The sequence below is a fragment of the Streptococcus sp. M334 genome, from assembly GCF_000187745.1.
Classification (GTDB): domain Bacteria; phylum Bacillota; class Bacilli; order Lactobacillales; family Streptococcaceae; genus Streptococcus.
Genome location: NZ_GL732486.1, coordinates 485,392 through 503,056 on the forward strand (window position 1 = coordinate 485,392; position 17,665 = coordinate 503,056).

Consider the following 17,665-nt stretch of genomic DNA (forward strand, 5'->3'; position numbering starts at 1 on the left):
ACTAATTCACCTCGCTTGCCATGACAGTCAAGGTATCAGAGATTTCTTGGAACATCTGACGCTCTGTTTTCTCTCCACGGTAGATTTGGTTGTAAAGAATGCCGTCTTTGATAAAGAGTACACGTTTAGCTCTGCTAGCTGCTGCCGTTGAGTGGGTTACCATGAGAATGGTTTGGCCGCGCTCATTGATTTCATCAAAGACATCAAGTAAGGCTGCAGAGGACTTGGAGTCAAGAGCTCCTGTTGGCTCATCCGCAAGGAGAATTTCAGGTTCTGTAATGATGGCGCGGGCTACTGCTACACGCTGTTTCTGACCACCAGAAATCTCGTAAGGGTACTTCTCTTGTAATTGGTTGATGCCTAGATTCTCAGCTGTCACCACCAATTTCTTCATCATCTCCGTAATAGGTCTTCTTGACAAGACAAGCGGAAGCAAGATATTGTCTTTTACAGAGAGAGTATCTAGCAAATTAAAGTCTTGAAAGACAAAGCCCAACTTTTCACGACGGAAGCTAGAAGCCTGTGAATTTTTAATGGTTGCTGTATCAGTTCCATTCAGGTAAACCTGACCACGACTTGGTTTATCCAGCATAGCTAGGATATTGAGAAGAGTTGATTTACCAGAACCAGACTCACCCATGATGGCAACGTAGTCGCCCTTTTCGACGGTAAAGTGAATATCCTTGAGAGCTTCTACTTGGTTGCCCTGAAAACGAGTTTTATAAATTTTTTGAACGTGTTTTACATCTAAAAGTGTCATGAGAATCTCCTTTCTTAATATCCCATCAAATGAAATGTCTCTTGCATCATAGCGCATCCCAGCTGAACGCGCTCGATATCTTTGTGGCTTGGTTTTCTTGTTTTCTTATGTAAGATTTGTTTCATGATGTTACTCCTTTGTTCTTTATGAGTCTAGTTTACATCAAAAAAAGACCGCTTGCCATAACCTAACCTTACAAAAAAGACTTTAATCTTACATTTTTGTAAGATTGGGGGGAATTTAGAAATTTTATTAAAAATATTTTACCATAAAAAGAAGGCAAGAAGAAAACCCTTGCGGATACAAGGGTTCAGATTCGTAAATTGACTGCAACGGTCAATAATACATTCATAAACAGTTTGAAGATTCATTCTTTCGTTTGATTATAAATCTATGTCACTAGAACAATTTTCATCTAAACAAAAATCATCTTTAATCAACAAAGTTAATTCTTTTAAATTCACATCTTCACTTTGGTTAAGTCGGACAGCTTGATTCATTATTAAATCCTCATATAGATTTCGAACAAAGCGACCGTTAGAAAAATTGGTGAGATTACTTTCTAACTTTTCATTAAAATAATTTAATAATACTTCTTTCAGCTTGTCATCTATATTGTAGTCGTCTTTTCTTGCTAATGTTTCAAAAATATCTAACAATTCTGTAGAAGAATAATTTTCAAAATTAATAAAATAATTAAATCGAGATTTCAAACCAGGATTTGATTCAAAGAAATGGTTCATTGGTTCGGTATAACCAGCCACAATAACAATTAAATCATCTCGTGAATCTTCTAAAGCCTTTGTAAGTTCTGTTAAACATTCTCGCCCGTATGAATCAGTATTTTCATTTTCAGTAATACTATACGCCTCATCAATAAAGAGAACTCCACCTTTTGCCTTTTCTATGACATTTTTAACTTTCAGTGCAGTTTGTCCTTGGTAACCTGCAATTAAATCTGTTCTGGAGACTTCTAAAAAATGTCCTTTGGATAAAAGTCCCAATTGGTAGTACATTCTTCCAATAATTCTAGCAACAGTTGTTTTTCCTGTTCCTGGATTTCCCATAAAAGCCATGTGTAAAGTTCTTTTAGGAATATTTAAACCAGACTCTTTCCTTTTTGACTGAACTTTTTGATAAATAATTAAACGACTAACTTCTTTTTTTACCTTCTCTAAACCTACTAACTGATTTAGTTCCACCAAAAGGTCGTCTAAAGATGATTTCTTTTGGTGACTTAGTTCTTTTTCCAAAGTATCAAATAGATAAGTATATCCAAGAAAACTAGCTAGATTATCAGATAAATCTTTCAATAAAGGTGTAAGCTTGTTTCGTTTGTTAATTTGTTGTAATAAAAAAATAGATTTATACAATTCTGCTACTGATTTTGTATCAGTATGATTTTCTATAATATTATTTACTTTATCAAGATAATTATTTTCTTTTCCAAAATAGAAGTCTAATTTCTTTGCACTACAAATTAATTTATCTCGAGAAGTTGACATATCTTACCTCAATAACATGAAAAGCAAGGCAATCACTAACATACCAATAGAAATTCCAGAAACAATAAAGACTGTTAGAAGGCGATTTGAAATAAATTGAATTTGTTGTTTACTTTCATTTAATTCTCTCCTAAGTTGCTCAATTTCTCCAGTATTTGAAACTGGTTCTGAAGGAAGAGTACTTGCGAATTGTTCTAGATTTTCAAGTCTATCATTGAATTTAGAAAGCATTACTTCATGTTTTTCTATAGAGTTTTTGCTATTTTCTTCGTTAAGTTTCTCTTTGAACTGCTTAAGAGCTACTAGAGTTGCTTTCTGATTTTCAATCGTCTTTTGAAGACGTTCTTGTTCTCTTATAATTTTTTTATTTGTATGATCAATTGCTGCCACTGAAGATAAAATTGCTTGAATATAATCTTTATCAAGAGCCTCCAAAGCTATATATACTTGACCAAATTCTTCTACCATCTTTTGTTGTCTCTCATAGAATTTTGAGAAATAATTTTGAATTTGCTCAACTAAGGTATTAAACTCATTTCCAGTCACTCCGTGTTCAGCAAATTCAAAACCAAAGAAATCTTCATGAGTTCTAACTCTATCAAAATAAAGTTCTTCTCCAATTTGCTCAGCAAATTCTTTTAGTTGTTCTTTAGCTTGGTCAAAATCATGTCTACTAATGTTTCCATTAAACGAATCTTGTTCTTGCTCAAATACTTCTTGGTCCATATTTTTCTCCTTAATCTAATAATTCTTGTAATAAAGTATCAATCTCATCAAAGTCACTTTTATCGTCTCTTGTAGATTCTGCAAAAATATCTGACAGCTTTTCTTTCATCATTGAAGCAGCTATATCATGTCTTTCCTTAATAGTATTGATAACAGAATCTTTTTCAACTTGTAACTTTATACTCTTAACATCTAATAATTGATCTTGGATTACTAACATTTCATTATTTTGATCAATTTTCTTAGAATTTAGCTCGGAAATTTGTTTATTGACAATTTGCTGATCAATCATTTTTAGTACGAAAGCGCCAATAATTCCTGATAAAGTTGCTCCCATAAATGTTCCAATGACGCTACCGATTGTTCCCAAAAGTGGTATTGAAATAGCCAAAACTGGAAAACTTGCTGTGAGGGATGCTCCTAAAGCTTCCCCAACTACAATTGCACCTGTAGCTGTTAAACCCGCAACAATAATTTTTCCAACCTCTAACATCATAATATCAAGGCTTTTATCTTTATTTTCAGGATTATTTATATAATCTATTGCTTCTTTCAAAGATTTCCAACCTTGGTGTATAAAGGTCCAAGCTTTAAGAGCTGTATTAATTACAGGTCCAACAATTGCAGACGCAATCATTGTAACTACAGATTTACCGACATTTAATACATGATTTGCTAAGTTATTTACAAAAGATATGATAGCCTCTTTTATTTTATCAATAAAAGTCGATAAGTTTCTTTCTGTATCTTTTAGCCAGGAGATAAATTTAGAAATCAATTCTCGCAAAAATTCTGATAATAACTGTAAAAGCGCTGCTTTCAAAGCTTTTCCGGAAATTTTTAATGCCTCATCGCGTCGTGATTTTTTACCTGATTGAATAGCTCGCTTCTCAGCCTCATCTCTCACTCTGTCGTATTCCGTGCGTGCCTCTTTATCTTTCTCTCTTAACTGTTTCTCTTCTTTTGAACTAATATTATGGACTTCTCTAGCATATTGTCCCTTAGAGTTTGGATTATCGAATAATTCTGATGTAGATAAATCTCCCTTCGCTTGATTAACCTCACTCCTAATTTCGTTAAGATTAGCTTTACTATTTGCAAAAGCAATCTGCTCTTCTTTTGTCAAAAAAGCATTTGCTTTTGGATCACGTATAATCTCTCCAGCAGAAACTGTATGATCCATTTGGGTTCCTTTTTCTTTTGAACCTGTTGGCCTTCCGGTGTCAAATGGTTTTCTCGCTTCTTTGGTTAAAGTATTTACAATTTTACCTGAACGAGTTGAGTGTGTTTGAATATTTCCTAAGTCGTCTTTAACAAAATTATTTTGCCAAGTGTCGTATCTTTCTTGATAATTAACATCTCTATTATGGGTTGCAAATTTACCTTTTTCAAAATTTTCAGCAGTTTGTATATGTGCTTCTTTTCGTAAATCTAGGGTTTGTCCGTTGTTCTCTTTAATAAACTCATCACCAATTTGTGCAGCAAGTTGAAGTTGTACTTGCTCCCAGACTATATTCTCAATAGATTCTTGAAGGTATTCATTATTTTGTAATTTTTCCCTATCTAAATCAATTTTTTCTATATCTTTAATAAGATCTTTGAGATTATTTTCTAGAGAATTTTCTAAATTAAGCAATTGGTCGTATTCAAACTCTATATCTGATAATTGTAATGCGAGTAACTCATTTTCATTAGCCATAATCCATTTCCTGTCAAATTATTTTTATACGCTTATTATACCATTTAGCCATGAATTCTGACAAGATGAAAAAAGCCTTGTCTTTTATAGTACAAAGCTTATTTTCTTATTTACCTCACCAAAACCATCCTTCATTATCGTCAATGGCTTGGGCTTCTTTGCGCTTACGTGGGCCTGTTCCATACATTTCTGCTTCGATTTCTTCCTTGGTTGGCATGATAGAAGCTAGGACGATATAGATAATCACGCCAAGTCCAAAGTTTGCAACTGTAAAAATGGCAAACAAAAAACGAACAAGGGTAACATCAAAGTTCCACTTGTCTGATAGACCTGCCAGAACTCCTGAAATCATGCGATTTCGTCTCATTTTATAAAATTTACTGTTCATGGTATTACCTCTTTCTACTAGGTTAGACATAGTATATCACGGGTAGGCTCGGCTTTCATCAGTCCTCAGGCTGATTTACTAGTAGCAATTTACCTCGACAAAGTCCACAGCGATAGCGTTTGGTATCAATCCTTCGCTTGCGATGATAAGTTTGCTGGCAGGATTGGCAACGATAGAGCTTGATTGGCTTGGAGTTGCTATTGGGCAAGGGGGGCACAAAGCGTAATCCATCCACTGCTTTCAACAGTTCCTTAAAATCCCGATCCTTGTGTTGATAGCCCTTCCCTTGAAAATAGAGGTGATAATGACAGAGTTCATGGCGAACAATTTTCCTAAAAACATCCAAACCCAGTTCATCATAGACCTTGGGATTAAAATCCAAATGCCCATCTTTTGGGAAAAATCGCCCACCTGTCGTTCGTAGACGAGAATTCCACTGGGCTTGATGGATAAAAGGTCTTCCGAAGTCTTCTAGCGAAACTTTCTTGACGTAATCAGTTAGATTCATCTGGAGCTAGGAGCGACAGATTGACTTTTTCCCGTTCAGTATCGATTTTCTTAACCCAAACCGTTACCAAATCTCCAACTGACACCACTTGGCTAGGGTGTTTGATAAATTTGCGACTCATATGAGAAATGTGAATCAAGCCGTCCTCGTGAATCCCGATATCAACGAAGGCTCCGAAGTCAACGACGTTACGAACCACACCTTCTAACTTCTGACCAACCACTAAATCCTTGATGTCTAGGACATCTTGGCGAAGTACAGGTGCGTCAAAGGAATCACGGAAATCTCGACCTGGTTTGAGAAGGTCCGCAATGATATCTTTAAGAGTTTCTGGACCAAGGTCTAGCTCTTGCGCCATTTCCTTGATTGATAGCGACTTGAGTTTGCCTTGGGCTTCTTCATTCAGGTTCTTGATATCCAAGCGTTTGAAGAGCTCCTTAACCGCAGCATAGTTTTCTGGGTGAACTCCTGTATTATCAAGGATATTGCTACTTTCTGGAATACGGAGGAAACCAGCAGCCTGTTCAAAAGCCTTGGCTCCCAGACGAGGAACCTTCTTGATTTGGGCGCGTGAAGTGATTTTTCCTTCTTCCTCACGGTATTTGACAATATTTTCAGAAATGGTTTTATTGAGTCCAGCAACATGGGAAAGCAGAGCTGGGCTGGCAGTATTGATATTGACACCGACTTGGTTGACCACGGTATCCACGACAAAGTCCAGACTTTCAGATAGTTTCTTCTGGCTGACATCGTGCTGGTACTGACCAACACCGATTGACTTAGGATCGATTTTGACCAATTCAGCAAGGGGATCTTGCAAACGACGGGCGATAGAGATGGCAGAGCGTTTTTCAACAGTCAAGTCTGGAAATTCCTGACGTGCAAGTTCACTAGCAGAATAGACAGAAGCACCACTTTCATTGACGATAACATAGCTGACTTCTGGAAAATCTTTAAGAACTTCCGCCACAAAGGCTTCACTTTCCCGACTGGCCGTTCCATTTCCGATGGCAATAATTTCCACGCCGTATTGACCAATCAAGTCGGCCAAATCTTTCTTAGCTTCTTCGATTTGACGAGCAGATGCTGGTTTGACAGGATAAATGACCTGTGTTGTCAGCATTTTTCCTGTTGCATCAACGACAGCTAACTTAGCACCTGTACGAAAGGCAGGGTCAAATCCAAGAACCACGCGCCCTTTCAGCGGAGCAACCAAGAGGAGATTGCGCAGGTTGTCAGAAAAGAGTTGAATAGCTCCCTCTTCTGCCTTTTCAGTTAATTCTGTACGAATACGGCGCTCGATAGCAAGCAGGACTTTTTTCTTAACAGATTGCTGAACAACTTCATCTATATAGGCATTTTTCACCTTGAAACGAGCAGCAAAGAAAGCTAGAATACGGTCCGTCGCATGTTCAAAACTGACCTTCAAAATTCCTAGTTTCTCCCCACGATTAAGCGCCAAGGTACGATAGCTCTGCATATTGCCAACGGTCTCTGAAAAATCATAATATATCTGAAAAACTTGTTTTTCATCAAGACTTTCATCCTTGACTTGAGAAGTAAGTTTAGAGTGTCTCAGCACCTCCTGATAAGTCATGGAACGCAAGGTCACATCTTCCGATAAGGCTTCAACCAAGATATCAACTGCACCAGCTAAAGCTTCCTTACCAGTCACAAATCCTTCACAGACAAACTTCTCAGCTTCTTTCTCTAAGTCAGCTACATTCTGCAAAATCAGGCGAGCAAGAGGAAAGAGTCCAGCTTCACGGGCAATGGTTGCCTTGGTTCGACGTTTTTCCTTGTAAGGAAGGTAGAGTTCTTCTACGTCGGCTAATTTTTCGGCAGATAAGATAGCTTCTTCCAATTCCTTGGTCAACTTACCTTGTTCTTGAATCTTAGCTAAGACAGCCTCCTTACGGTCGTTGAGGTTGGTCAGACTTTTATCCAAGTCAATAATAGCCTTAATCGCCACCTCATCCAGACTACCAGTCATGTCCTTGCGATAACGCGCGATAAAGGGAATAGTCGCCCCTTCAGCAGTCAAACTTAGAACGGTATCAATTTGCTTTAACGTCACTCCCAAATCTTGGGAGATTTTTTCATATTTTTTATCCATGAATCTATTATACCATAAGCCAAACATTTCAAATTAACTCGTAGAACATTTAAAAAATATGTAGGGAATAGATTTATATGCTATAGCGCAATAACTTGTACTTATAGAGCATTGCCGCCTTTTTTTAACCAAGCCATGATATCAAAAGTATTTAATGGATCAGACATAATAGCCAGTTCTGGAAGATGTTCCTGACCTGGAATAACACATTGACTTTTCAAATTTTTATATGGACGATTGACTAAAATTAATTTGTTAGAATAAGGAAGATTATCCATCTTACTTAGAATTTCTTCACTAGCTGAATCTTTATTGTCAAATTTAAAATATAGATTATCCCAATTTATGCGTTTTTTTCTTTTTTCCCACTTAGTCCGTGCTTCTTCAATACTAGAATAATGTAGAAAATGAATATCTATATCTCCTAAATGTCCCAAAGGATAAACTTCATGAGTCCAGCTCGGTGAAATAAGTTCCTCTTCGAAAACAAGTTCTTGTTCCATATAATAACGAAAGTCCTTTGTAAGTTTATAATAATCATCAGGAAGAATAAATAAACCAACAAAAGGTGTTCTATATTGAAAACCAAGTTGTTTATAAATTAATCCTCCAACACAATTATTACTTATAATCGAAAAATCTAATCTATCAAGGTCAAGAAAAGGGAAAATTCCTTTCTCTGCAGCTATCAACTTATGATAAACAATTTCAGAATCTAAATGTTCACCGTCATTTTTTAACTGAGCACTAAAATTTGCTAATTCTTGAATATACTGTTTTTTCGCTATTTCTATATCATAGTTTTCTAAGACAGAGCAATCTTTGATTCTATTTTCATAATTTTCTAATATGATTTTGTAGGAGCCTTTTAGAGGTTTAGCATCTACAACAGGTTTATAGATATATGTCGGGAAATTAATATAGGTTGCAGTTTTAGAGTGAATATAAAGTCTCCAAATAAGGTTGTTTATATCAAATTGATTTATTTTTCGTAAAAGCTTACTATTGAATAATTTTCCGAATAATGAGCAATATTGTTTTCTAATTCGATGATCTGTATCATCCATCTTTTGCAAAACTTGAACATTCGTTAAATTTTCTGTCAACCAATTATCCCCCCAAGGATAAAAGTAAAATACTCCATCATTCAAATCAGCAAAATTACCAAGAACCACATCAGAATCGGATAATCTTATCGCATGATACATCTTTTCAAATGTCCAATCAAATAATGAATCATTTGAAGATAGAAACGTAATATAATCTCCTGTAATCATATCAGACAACTCAGAAAAAGAATTCTCATCTATAATCTTAATATTAAATGATAGATCCATCTGTTGGCTAATGGAAGCTATCTCCTCTGTAGATTGATTTACAATAATAACCTCTATATCTTTTAATGTTTGTCTTTCCACTATTGACAAAGACTCTAATAAACTATTTCTGTCTCCTTGATGTAATAAAATAACACTGATTAAGCAAGTCAATTTTACTACCTCCCATAATCTTCTTTTTATTTAATTATATCACACTTATGATATATATCAGCTAATATCAAGCTATATTATCTATTAGCTACTCAATTTGAAATTTTAACTTTTTCCTTTTCCTCAAAATAATAGTATAATAGAGGTAGAATTTAGAATCGAGGTACACCTATGGCTGTAAAATTTACAAAACGAGACGACTTGGACAAGATGTTTGAAGAGTTTGCTAAACTCCCTGATTTGAAACAAGTTGCTTTCCCTGATGACAAAGAGAAAAAAGCTAAAGCAGAAAAGAAAAACTAGATGACTGCTTTCCAACAACTCCCATCTAGTGTGCTTCAGACTGGAGCCATTTTTCTCTCCATTATCATTGAAGCCCTCCCCTTCGTTCTGATAGGAAGTATTGTTTCAGGGCTGATTGAGGTCTATATCACACCTGATAAGGTTTATCATTTTCTCCCTCGAAATCGTTGGGGGAGAATCTTTTTTGGTACCTTCGTAGGGATACTTTTCCCTTCTTGCGAATGTGGGATTGTCCCCATTATCAATCGTTTTCTGGAAAAAAAGGTTCCCAGTTACACGGCTGTTCCCTTTCTTGTAACAGCACCTGTTATCAATCCCATTGTTCTCTTTGCGACCTATTCTGCCTTTGGCAACTCCTTCCATGTCGCCCTGTTACGAGCTCTTGGTTCCATTCTTGTGGCTGTGATACTTGGGATTTTTCTAGGATTTTTCTGGCAAGAACCGATTCAGAAAGAAAATCGGTTGGCCTGTCATGAACATGATTTTTCTCACTTGAACCCTGCAAAAAAAGTTTTTCAGGTTTTTGTGCAGGCCATAGATGAGTTTTTTGATACGGGGCGTTATTTGGTATTTGGCTGCCTCTTTGCTTCTGTTATACAGGTTTATGTTCCGACTCGGATTCTGACCTCTATTAGTGCGACCCCTCTTTTTGCCATCCTGCTCTTGATGCTTTTGGCCTTTCTTCTTTCGCTCTGTAGTGAGGCGGATGCCTTTATCGGAGCCTCTCTACTCTCGAGTTTTGGTTTGGCACCAGTTCTGGCCTTTCTTGTTATTGGCCCAATGCTGGATATCAAAAATATTCTCATGATGAAAAATTACTTGAAAGCACGATTTATCAGTCACTTCATTACGATTGTGACTCTCGTTGTCTTAGTCTATTCTCTCTTGATTGGAGTCATCCTATGATTCGATTTTTAGTTTTAGCTGGCTATTTTGAACTGACCATTTATCTCCATCTGTCGGGCAAATTAAACCAGTACATCAACATGCACTATTCCTATCTTGCCTATATCTCCATGGTGCTTTCCTTTATCTTGGCTATTGTTCAATTGTATATCTGGATTAAGCAAGTCAAAACCCACAGTCATCTGAATAGCCGATTAGCTAAAGGAACTAGTATTGCTCTTCTTGTCATTCCAATTGTCGTCGGTTTAACTTTTCCAACTGTTAGCTTGGATTCTCAGACCGTTTCTGCCAAAGGCTATCATTTCCCCTTATCAGAAGGAACGGATCAAGCCATTCAGACAAGTGAAGGGACGACAAGCCAATATTTGAAACCAGATACCAGTTCTTATTTTTCAAAATCAGCCTATGAAAAGGAGATGCGAACAGCGGCGGATAAATACTTGTCGCAAGATAGTATTCAGATTACCAACGAAAACTATATGGAAGTCATGGAGGCTATCTACGACTATCCAGATGAGTTTGAGGACAAGACAGTCCAGTTCACAGGCTTTGTCTATAACGACCCCAGTCATGCCAATAGCCAATTTCTGTTCCGCTTCGGCATTATTCACTGTATCGCAGATTCAGGTGTCTATGGATTGCTGACCAAGGGAAATACCCGGCAGTATGAGAACAACACCTGGATAACAGCCAAAGGAAAACTGGTCAATCACTACCATAAAGAACTCAAACAAAACCTCCCAACATTGGAAATCGAAAGCTTTACCAAAGTCGATAAACCAGAGAATCCCTATGTGTATCGCGTGTTTTAAAAAAGCAAGATAAAAACGAACAAGTTCTCTTCTGAATGACGGAAAAAGAGCCTGTTCGTTTTTTGTTATATGAGATACAGGAAGATGCCGAAAATTCTCCCCCATCAAAAAAAGAGACAATAGTCGTTTCTGCATTACAGATTTTTAATATAGTCTCTTTATTTATACTTACAAGAATTGAATAGTTGAGCTTAATTTTTTCCAATAATTCTAAACGAATGTTCAGAGACCCATTTGGCGTAAGTGGTTAAGCTTTCATCTGTTAAGGACTCTACTGCGATAGTTACACACATATTTACCGCTTCTTCAACCGTTACAGAAAAACGATAATGATTTAACTGTAGAAATTTCACCAAAACGAAGAAAGCAGTTCGTTTATTAGCATTGGCAAAAACATGCTTCTTTATCAATTGGACAAATAGTATCGTTGCTTTATCAAAAATTGTTGGATAAAGAGGCTTCCCAAAGACAAATTGTTCTGGTAAATTAACAATCATATTTAAAGCCGAAGGACTAACTGTTTGAATTTTCTCATTTGGAGAATACCGTTGAATTGCTAAAGCATTTATTTTTTCAATTTACTTTTCTGTCAATTATACTGTTATTTTCCCACCAAAGCTTTGAAAACATCGTCGTATCTGTCAAAGATTTTATCTACATTTAAGTCAAAGGCATCATCAGATATATAAGAAACCTGCTGATCCAATTCTTCCGATTTTACACCACTTGGAATAGTGATTGAATTTCCTTGTTTTCTTATTTTCACAACCATCTTATTTTCTCCTTTTCTGTATTAAAATAAATAATTGCGGTAATTACAATGGCAGGATAATTCGCTCCCGTAACAATCTCTATCAGAGCAAATAAATATTATGGTTTTGAAAAGTTATTAATGCTGCTATTTTAAATCCTATAACATTTTAAATAATACAAGTAGCTCATTGAGAATAAGAGAACCACTCATTAATCAGACTAGCAACTTCTCTAGGTGCTTCAGTATAAAGCTCATGGCCAAAGTTCTCTAGAAAAATAGTATCAAAATAGTCTGGCAATTCTTTTAAGGCTTCCTCTCTCCATGTGGTTTCATTAGAATAGCAAGGACTGATAAACAAGGTCTCTCCCACTTCTCTCTTAAAAGCTTGTATTTTCCTCCGTAGGCTGAGTATCGCTTCTATATTTTCATATTTTATAGCTAACTCATATCTATTATACTCCGCATTCCAGTGATAGGACTGTCTTACTGCTTTCTCCATATTTTTTGACCAATGCTTTGCTTCAGATTTTTCTTTAGAAATAAGAACATCTAAGTCCGAAATAATTTGAGATTTGATATAGTTTTTAGTTTCCTCTAATTCCGCATCTAAAGTTAAAATCTTATCTAAATCTAGATAGCCACCATCCAAAAGAATTAGTTTTTTCACTTCATAAAATTCCGATGCAAGGTAACGCGCCAAATCTCCTCCAAGAGAATGACCTATCAGACAGATAGATTCTTCCTCTACAATCTCATTTTTAAACCATGATTTCAATTCTGTTTCATCTCGAAGATGCTTTTCATATGGATTTAGAAAATAAATCTGCGAATTTAGTTCCTGAAGAAAATCCTTGCTATGATAGACATTGCTTCCCAAACCGCCAATAAAATATTTTTTCATTCTCTACTTAATACTATGCTTATTCATCTTTTGTTCAAAGATAGTTGTGATAATCTGACGCAATTCTTCTCTTTCTTTTTCTGGAATCTCACCACTTGTTTGAGCTGCAGCGTAGAGCTCAGGGTGTTCAATTGAAATGCGTTTAATAGTACGTGTTGTAGCATGTTTTCTGACGAAAAATGGGATTCGCTTAATCAAGTCTTGTGGTACTAGCGCAAGAATCTTCTCAGCAGTTTCCTTGTCACTAATCTTAGACGTAGTCAGCCCCTTCTTAATCATTTCCTGTTCTTTTTCTGTAAAATCTTTTAATTCCATTCGATTAGTCCTCCTATTTTCTTTAAGTTAAATTATATACCAATTGTAGCAAGACGACAAATAGTCTGTTTGTAAAATGATCTTTATATTACAATTTTCCTGTCACTCTTAATTGCTCTTTAATGAAAAATCACAAATCCTTTTGGAGAGATGACAAGCTGATTTTCCAATTCTTGGCAATTGCTTGCTAGTGCTACTACTTCTTTCTCTAAAAGATACTCTTCTCTTGATTGGTTAAAGATGGCTTTAAGGACTCGGCCTTCGTATGTCCATTCCAGAGCTACTACATCAGCTTTAATTTCTTTTAGGTTATACTTGCCATGCGGAATGATTGCTGACGCATATTTCCGTATCTGGATCAGCTTCTTCATGAAATTCAGCATATCATTGTCACTTGAGACACGTTCCCAAGGCATACAACGACGACAATCTGGGTCTGGACCGCCAGTTAAGGCTAACTCTGTTCCGTAATAGATACAGGGTGTTCCTTTTTGTAAAAAGAGAAAGGCTAGGGCTGATTTAACCAGTTGAGCGTCTTCATTGGCCGTCCACAAGATTCTCTCTGTATCATGAGAATCCAAGAGATTAAACATAACCTCTGAAATCTGTTGCTTGTAATACATAGATTGGCCATTGATTTCATCGATGAACTGGTCTGTCTTCTTAATACCTCGTAAGAAATACTCTTTGATGCTATCAGATAACGGATAATTCATGACAGCATGGAACTCATCTCCATTTAGCCATGGCTGAGACGTATGCCAGACTTCTCCAAGGATATAAAGATCAGACTTTTTAGCTAAAACTGCCTTTCGAAAATCCTTCCAAAATTGATGGTCAATCTCATTAGCCACATCCAAACGCCAAGCATCGATATCAAACTCTTCAATCCAATAAGTCGCAACCTTTAAAAGATAATCCTTAACTTCTGGATTGGCTGTATTTAGCTTAGGCATATAGTCCTCAAAACCAAAAGCATGATAGGGTAACTCTCTCTTATTGGCTAGCTTTTCAGTTGTCACTGGGAATTGTTGAATATGGAACCAATCCCTATAAGCAGATTGCTCACCATTTTTGACAACATCTTGCCATTGAGGAGATTGCGAACCAATATGATTAAATACAGCATCCAGCATGATTTTCATACCTCGCTGATGCGCTTGCTCGACCAGTTCCCGAAAAGTCTCCTTGTCTCCAAAATGACGGTCAATTTCAAAGTAATCTGTCGTATTGTACTTATGATTGCTCGTAGATTCAAAGATCGGACAAAGATAAAGTCCAGTAATGCCCAAGTCTTGCAAGTAATCCAGATGGTCAATAATCCCCTGTAAATCACCACCAAAGAAATCATCACTCTTAGGTGTGATAGATGATTCCCAGTCTAAAGTCCCTTCTGGGTTTAATTGAGCATTTCCATTGGCAAACCGCTCAGGAAATATCTGATACCATACCGTATTTGAAACCCAGTCAGGAACCTGGCATGAATCAATTTCATGAAGATAAGGCAACTTAAATCCATTTCCAATAGCATGAAGATTTTCTAGAGAATTGTCCACACACCCTTTATCACCATACAAAATACTTTGACCTCCTGTATCCGTGACTTCAAAGAGATACTGGATACGTGCAAAGTCGACAGACACTTCAACCTGCCAATGGTCAAATAAGGCATCAGAAGTTATCTTGGCCATTTTCTTTGTATCTTGATAAAACTCCTCCATAAAGATAAAAGGATCACCATAATGCAAGTTGATACTTTCAATATCCCCTTTCTTAGTTCGAATCCGAATATGAAGCTTCTTATCCTTATAAAGATAGGCATACTCCGACTCAGGCCTATGGTAAATGGCTGTTAATTCCATTGTATCTGTCTCCTAGTTTACTTTCATCCGTATACAACGCAAACGTTTTCACAATTGTTAATCTAGTATACTACTTTCGTATTTTATTTGCAAGGTTTGTCCATAGTTTCGAGTGGTTTAGTTCTATAAATAAAAAAGCAGCCAATCTTACAACTTGCTACTTTTCAAATGATGATTTACAAATGTCTTTCCAGCCACTCAATTTTTTTAAAATCCTTATTGTTATTGTGCTCATTTCGATAAGAATCTTGGGAAGAAGCCTTGTAAATACTTAAAAACTGTTCTAGATTTGGAATGCGAAAAGTGATGTTTTCGAGATGAATCAACTCTATATCCGATTCCGAAACTCCTGCAAAATCAGGTAAAGAATCGATACTTCCGAATTCAACACTCAGACCATCTTTTTTGAATTCATGCTCATGAATATCTATTAAGGCATAGTCTAAGTGTTTCATCACTTTCATTATCTTGTCCCACTCATAAATTCTGAGATGATCAGGTGCTTCCCAACCTCTAGGATCACCAGGCACATGAATGTCAATGTCAGACGGCCCCCATTCTTCATTTGATCGGTATTCAAACCCCAAAGACCCCATGAGCGTCGGAGTGATTCCGACTTGGTTTAAATGAGAACAAATTGTTCGAAATTCATCAAATAGAGAATTCATTCCTCCTCCAATCGTTGATATAGAACTTAATTTCGTTGTGAATGATAAACTAATTTTTATCTTTTACTCTTTCGGTTTTGAAAATACTTCTACTCGCTGAGCTAGAACTTTGATTTCTACAGGTAGGTTATCCGATTTATCGCCGTCAACATCCGACTCCAATTCACTATCAGAAGAAATTTTAATAGTGCGGGCTTTGATATATTCGATATTATCATTTGCGACAACATCTCCTTTTAGTAAATCAGGAATAACGGATAGTTTAGAGAATATAGAAGCATCTTTCAGAATTAAAATATTGGCATAGCCGTCTTTGTTCTCTTCAAAAATTTTCTTATCAGCAAAGTAATTTGTCAAGAGAACCAACACATGGCTAGCTTCACCAACATAATTTCCATTTTCTGTCTCAACCTTAATGTTAAAGACTTGATCCGTCATGACAGACTTCATTGTATTTACAGCATAGGCTAAAATACCGAATTTTGTCTTGTCCTCAATCTCCACATTGTGAATCGCCTCAGGTAGAGAACCGATACTAAAAATATAACCAAAATAATTGTCATTCGCTTTACCGATATCAATCTTATTGGTTAAGTTGAAATCCAGTTCATCAATTGCGCCATCGATGTCTTGATTGATTTCCAACAGTTTTGTAATGAGGTTACCCGTACCCCCAGGGATAATCCCCAACTTAGGAATGTAGTCTCTCTCAGCAATACCCGAAATGACTTCGTTGACAGTCCCATCTCCACCAAACACAACCACTGCATTGTACTGCTCACGAGAAGCTTCCTCAGCAAAATGTGTTGCATCCAAAGCTTTTTCGGTAATTTTGGTTTCCACGTGTTCAAAGTATTCTTTTGCTTTATTTTCCAGCTTATCTTTGTAATCCAAAGCCTTTTCCCCACCAGAAGTAGGGTTAATAATTACCATTGCTTTTTTCATTGATTTTCTCCTTAATCTTCGTTAGAAATCTTTATATTTCATTATATGAAACTAAATGTAACCCTATTATACAATGAAAATATAGAAAATAGAAATCTGACGTACTGGAGATTAATACGCTTTTATTTTATTTTCCCATCTAATGACTACATCCTTTAAGGGTTCATCCAAGTAAGAATAGGCCTTATCTTTTATCCAATAAGGAATACCGTAAGCTGCCTCGGCAATGCTACCAGTTATTGCAGCAAGTGTATCACTATCGCCACCAAGTGAGATGGGGTTTCTACTTACCATACTCTTTTATTTTATCAGCATATTCAGTCAAAAGATTCTTTGAATAAATTTTTTCAGCTTTTGAATTTCTAACTTCTTTCCAAAGAATAGAAGCTACTTTTAACTTGTTTGAGTAGTTACGACTATTTTCGTCTGCACAGAAGTCCTTTAAAAATTGGTTCCATTGACAAACCGAATGATCATACTTGGCATAATCTGAATTTCCATAATAAACTTTTAGCATATCTTGGATTGTAAAATTCAAATCATTTTCTCTTTTTACTTTTCTCCAAGCAGTCGCCATATCAGCAGTAAATTTAAATGGCGAAATACCTGTTAAAGTTGAGAAATATTCTCTAAAGTGTGCATTAAAGGAGAATCCACATTCAAGTAAAGGCGTATCTAAGGTAACGATTTCTACTCGTTTCTTTTTCCTTTTTATTGATGACTTCTTAATCAAGTTACCCTTAAAGTACTGCTCAATAATATGATTGAGTTCTTGTTTAGTGCCCCTATATTCAAGCCCTAATGATTTGCATATCTGTGAGAGTTCATCACGATACCAATAGTATTTATTAAACTCATCGAATGATACGATTTTATCAAACTCAGGTCTGCTTTCTATCAATATAACACCTCCTTAAAACCAGTTTAGGTTGTCATCTCAAAATAATGGAGTTTTAGTTTCTTTATTTTGAGGATTAGCTACGTTTCACTAACAAGATTACACACTC

The 17,665-nt window shown here is 36.1% G+C and carries 19 protein-coding genes and 1 pseudogene; 3 read left to right on the forward strand and 17 right to left on the reverse strand.

Annotated elements, in window-relative coordinates:
- Position 1 precedes the first annotated feature (1 nt).
- The 8 genes from HMPREF0851_RS06860 to HMPREF0851_RS06895 all read right to left on the reverse strand — a co-directional run bounded on the left by HMPREF0851_RS06860 (position 2) and on the right by HMPREF0851_RS06895 (position 9,120).
- A complete protein-coding gene (locus HMPREF0851_RS06860; RefSeq protein WP_000173358.1) occupies positions 2 to 760 on the reverse strand; it encodes an ABC transporter ATP-binding protein in 759 nt (252 codons plus the stop codon).
- A gap of 383 nt (positions 761 to 1,143) precedes the next feature.
- Complete coding sequence (locus HMPREF0851_RS06865; RefSeq protein WP_000108001.1) at positions 1,144 to 2,265, reverse strand: AAA family ATPase; 1,122 nt, start codon at positions 2,263 to 2,265, stop codon at positions 1,144 to 1,146.
- 3 nt (positions 2,266 to 2,268) lie between these two features.
- Positions 2,269 to 2,991 carry a hypothetical protein gene (locus HMPREF0851_RS06870; protein ID WP_000371915.1) on the reverse strand — a complete coding sequence of 241 codons (723 nt, stop codon included), beginning with the start codon at positions 2,989 to 2,991 and terminating at the stop codon, positions 2,269 to 2,271.
- A 10-nt stretch (positions 2,992 to 3,001) separates the two neighbouring features.
- On the reverse strand, positions 3,002 to 4,690 hold the full coding sequence (locus tag HMPREF0851_RS06875) for a hypothetical protein (RefSeq protein WP_001262750.1): 1,689 nt from the start codon (positions 4,688 to 4,690) through the stop codon (positions 3,002 to 3,004).
- A gap of 115 nt (positions 4,691 to 4,805) precedes the next feature.
- On the reverse strand, positions 4,806 to 5,078 hold the full coding sequence (locus HMPREF0851_RS06880) for a PspC domain-containing protein (protein WP_001085049.1): 273 nt from the start codon (positions 5,076 to 5,078) through the stop codon (positions 4,806 to 4,808).
- Between the two features lie 58 nt (positions 5,079 to 5,136).
- The gene (locus tag HMPREF0851_RS06885; protein WP_001054504.1) at positions 5,137 to 5,586 is read right to left on the reverse strand and encodes a SprT family protein; all 450 of its coding nucleotides are present in this window, start codon (positions 5,584 to 5,586) and stop codon (positions 5,137 to 5,139) included.
- Positions 5,573 to 7,702, reverse strand: a complete 2,130-nt coding sequence (locus HMPREF0851_RS06890; RefSeq protein WP_025169845.1) for a Tex family protein — start codon at positions 7,700 to 7,702, stop codon at positions 5,573 to 5,575. Before HMPREF0851_RS06890 ends, HMPREF0851_RS06885 begins: the two co-directional genes overlap by 14 nt.
- A 101-nt stretch (positions 7,703 to 7,803) precedes the next feature.
- On the reverse strand, positions 7,804 to 9,120 hold the full coding sequence (locus tag HMPREF0851_RS06895) for a DUF1919 domain-containing protein (protein WP_000442115.1): 1,317 nt from the start codon (positions 9,118 to 9,120) through the stop codon (positions 7,804 to 7,806).
- A gap of 243 nt (positions 9,121 to 9,363) precedes the next feature.
- Here HMPREF0851_RS06895 and HMPREF0851_RS16645 point away from each other — a divergent pair, with 243 nt between their 5' ends.
- The 3 genes from HMPREF0851_RS16645 to HMPREF0851_RS06910 are packed head-to-tail and all read left to right on the forward strand — an operon-like array spanning position 9,364 to position 11,213.
- Entirely contained in the window at positions 9,364 to 9,495 is a 132-nt protein-coding gene (locus tag HMPREF0851_RS16645; protein WP_000268684.1) for an SPJ_0845 family protein, read from the forward strand.
- Positions 9,496 to 10,401: a permease gene (locus tag HMPREF0851_RS06905; protein WP_000123611.1), complete on the forward strand. Its 906-nt coding sequence runs from the start codon at positions 9,496 to 9,498 to the stop codon at positions 10,399 to 10,401. It begins immediately after the preceding gene.
- On the forward strand, positions 10,398 to 11,213 hold the full coding sequence (locus HMPREF0851_RS06910; RefSeq protein ID WP_000617830.1) for a TIGR03943 family putative permease subunit: 816 nt from the start codon (positions 10,398 to 10,400) through the stop codon (positions 11,211 to 11,213). Before HMPREF0851_RS06905 ends, HMPREF0851_RS06910 begins: the two co-directional genes overlap by 4 nt.
- Before the next feature lie 191 nt (positions 11,214 to 11,404).
- Here HMPREF0851_RS06910 and HMPREF0851_RS06915 read toward each other — a convergent pair whose 3' ends face one another.
- The 9 genes and pseudogenes from HMPREF0851_RS06915 to HMPREF0851_RS06955 all read right to left on the reverse strand — a co-directional run bounded on the left by HMPREF0851_RS06915 (position 11,405) and on the right by HMPREF0851_RS06955 (position 17,559).
- Positions 11,405 to 11,791 (reverse strand): type II toxin-antitoxin system death-on-curing family toxin, encoded by a 387-nt coding sequence (locus HMPREF0851_RS06915; RefSeq protein WP_232197001.1) that lies wholly within the window; start codon positions 11,789 to 11,791, stop codon positions 11,405 to 11,407.
- 23 nt (positions 11,792 to 11,814) lie between these two features.
- Positions 11,815 to 11,985 carry a hypothetical protein gene (locus HMPREF0851_RS06920; RefSeq protein ID WP_000260556.1) on the reverse strand — a complete coding sequence of 57 codons (171 nt, stop codon included), beginning with the start codon at positions 11,983 to 11,985 and terminating at the stop codon, positions 11,815 to 11,817.
- A gap of 166 nt (positions 11,986 to 12,151) precedes the next feature.
- On the reverse strand, positions 12,152 to 12,868 hold the full coding sequence (locus tag HMPREF0851_RS06925) for an alpha/beta hydrolase (RefSeq protein WP_000759785.1): 717 nt from the start codon (positions 12,866 to 12,868) through the stop codon (positions 12,152 to 12,154).
- A gap of 3 nt (positions 12,869 to 12,871) precedes the next feature.
- Positions 12,872 to 13,183 (reverse strand): hypothetical protein, encoded by a 312-nt coding sequence (locus HMPREF0851_RS06930; protein ID WP_000420556.1) that lies wholly within the window; start codon positions 13,181 to 13,183, stop codon positions 12,872 to 12,874.
- Between the two features lie 119 nt (positions 13,184 to 13,302).
- The gene (locus tag HMPREF0851_RS06935; protein WP_000423945.1) at positions 13,303 to 15,045 is read right to left on the reverse strand and encodes a glycoside hydrolase family 13 protein; all 1,743 of its coding nucleotides are present in this window, start codon (positions 15,043 to 15,045) and stop codon (positions 13,303 to 13,305) included.
- Positions 15,046 to 15,221: 176 nt separating this feature from the next.
- On the reverse strand, positions 15,222 to 15,713 hold the full coding sequence (locus tag HMPREF0851_RS06940; RefSeq protein ID WP_001086574.1) for a hypothetical protein: 492 nt from the start codon (positions 15,711 to 15,713) through the stop codon (positions 15,222 to 15,224).
- A gap of 63 nt (positions 15,714 to 15,776) precedes the next feature.
- Positions 15,777 to 16,658 (reverse strand): diacylglycerol/lipid kinase family protein, encoded by an 882-nt coding sequence (locus HMPREF0851_RS06945; RefSeq protein WP_000710103.1) that lies wholly within the window; start codon positions 16,656 to 16,658, stop codon positions 15,777 to 15,779.
- A gap of 111 nt (positions 16,659 to 16,769) precedes the next feature.
- Positions 16,770 to 16,943 (reverse strand): annotated as a pseudogene (locus tag HMPREF0851_RS06950) (hydrolase); the annotation flags it as partial.
- Complete coding sequence (locus HMPREF0851_RS06955) at positions 16,942 to 17,559, reverse strand: SAP domain-containing protein (RefSeq protein ID WP_000573122.1); 618 nt, start codon at positions 17,557 to 17,559, stop codon at positions 16,942 to 16,944. The pseudogene HMPREF0851_RS06950 and the gene HMPREF0851_RS06955, both read right to left, overlap by 2 nt.
- Positions 17,560 to 17,665 lie beyond the last annotated feature (106 nt).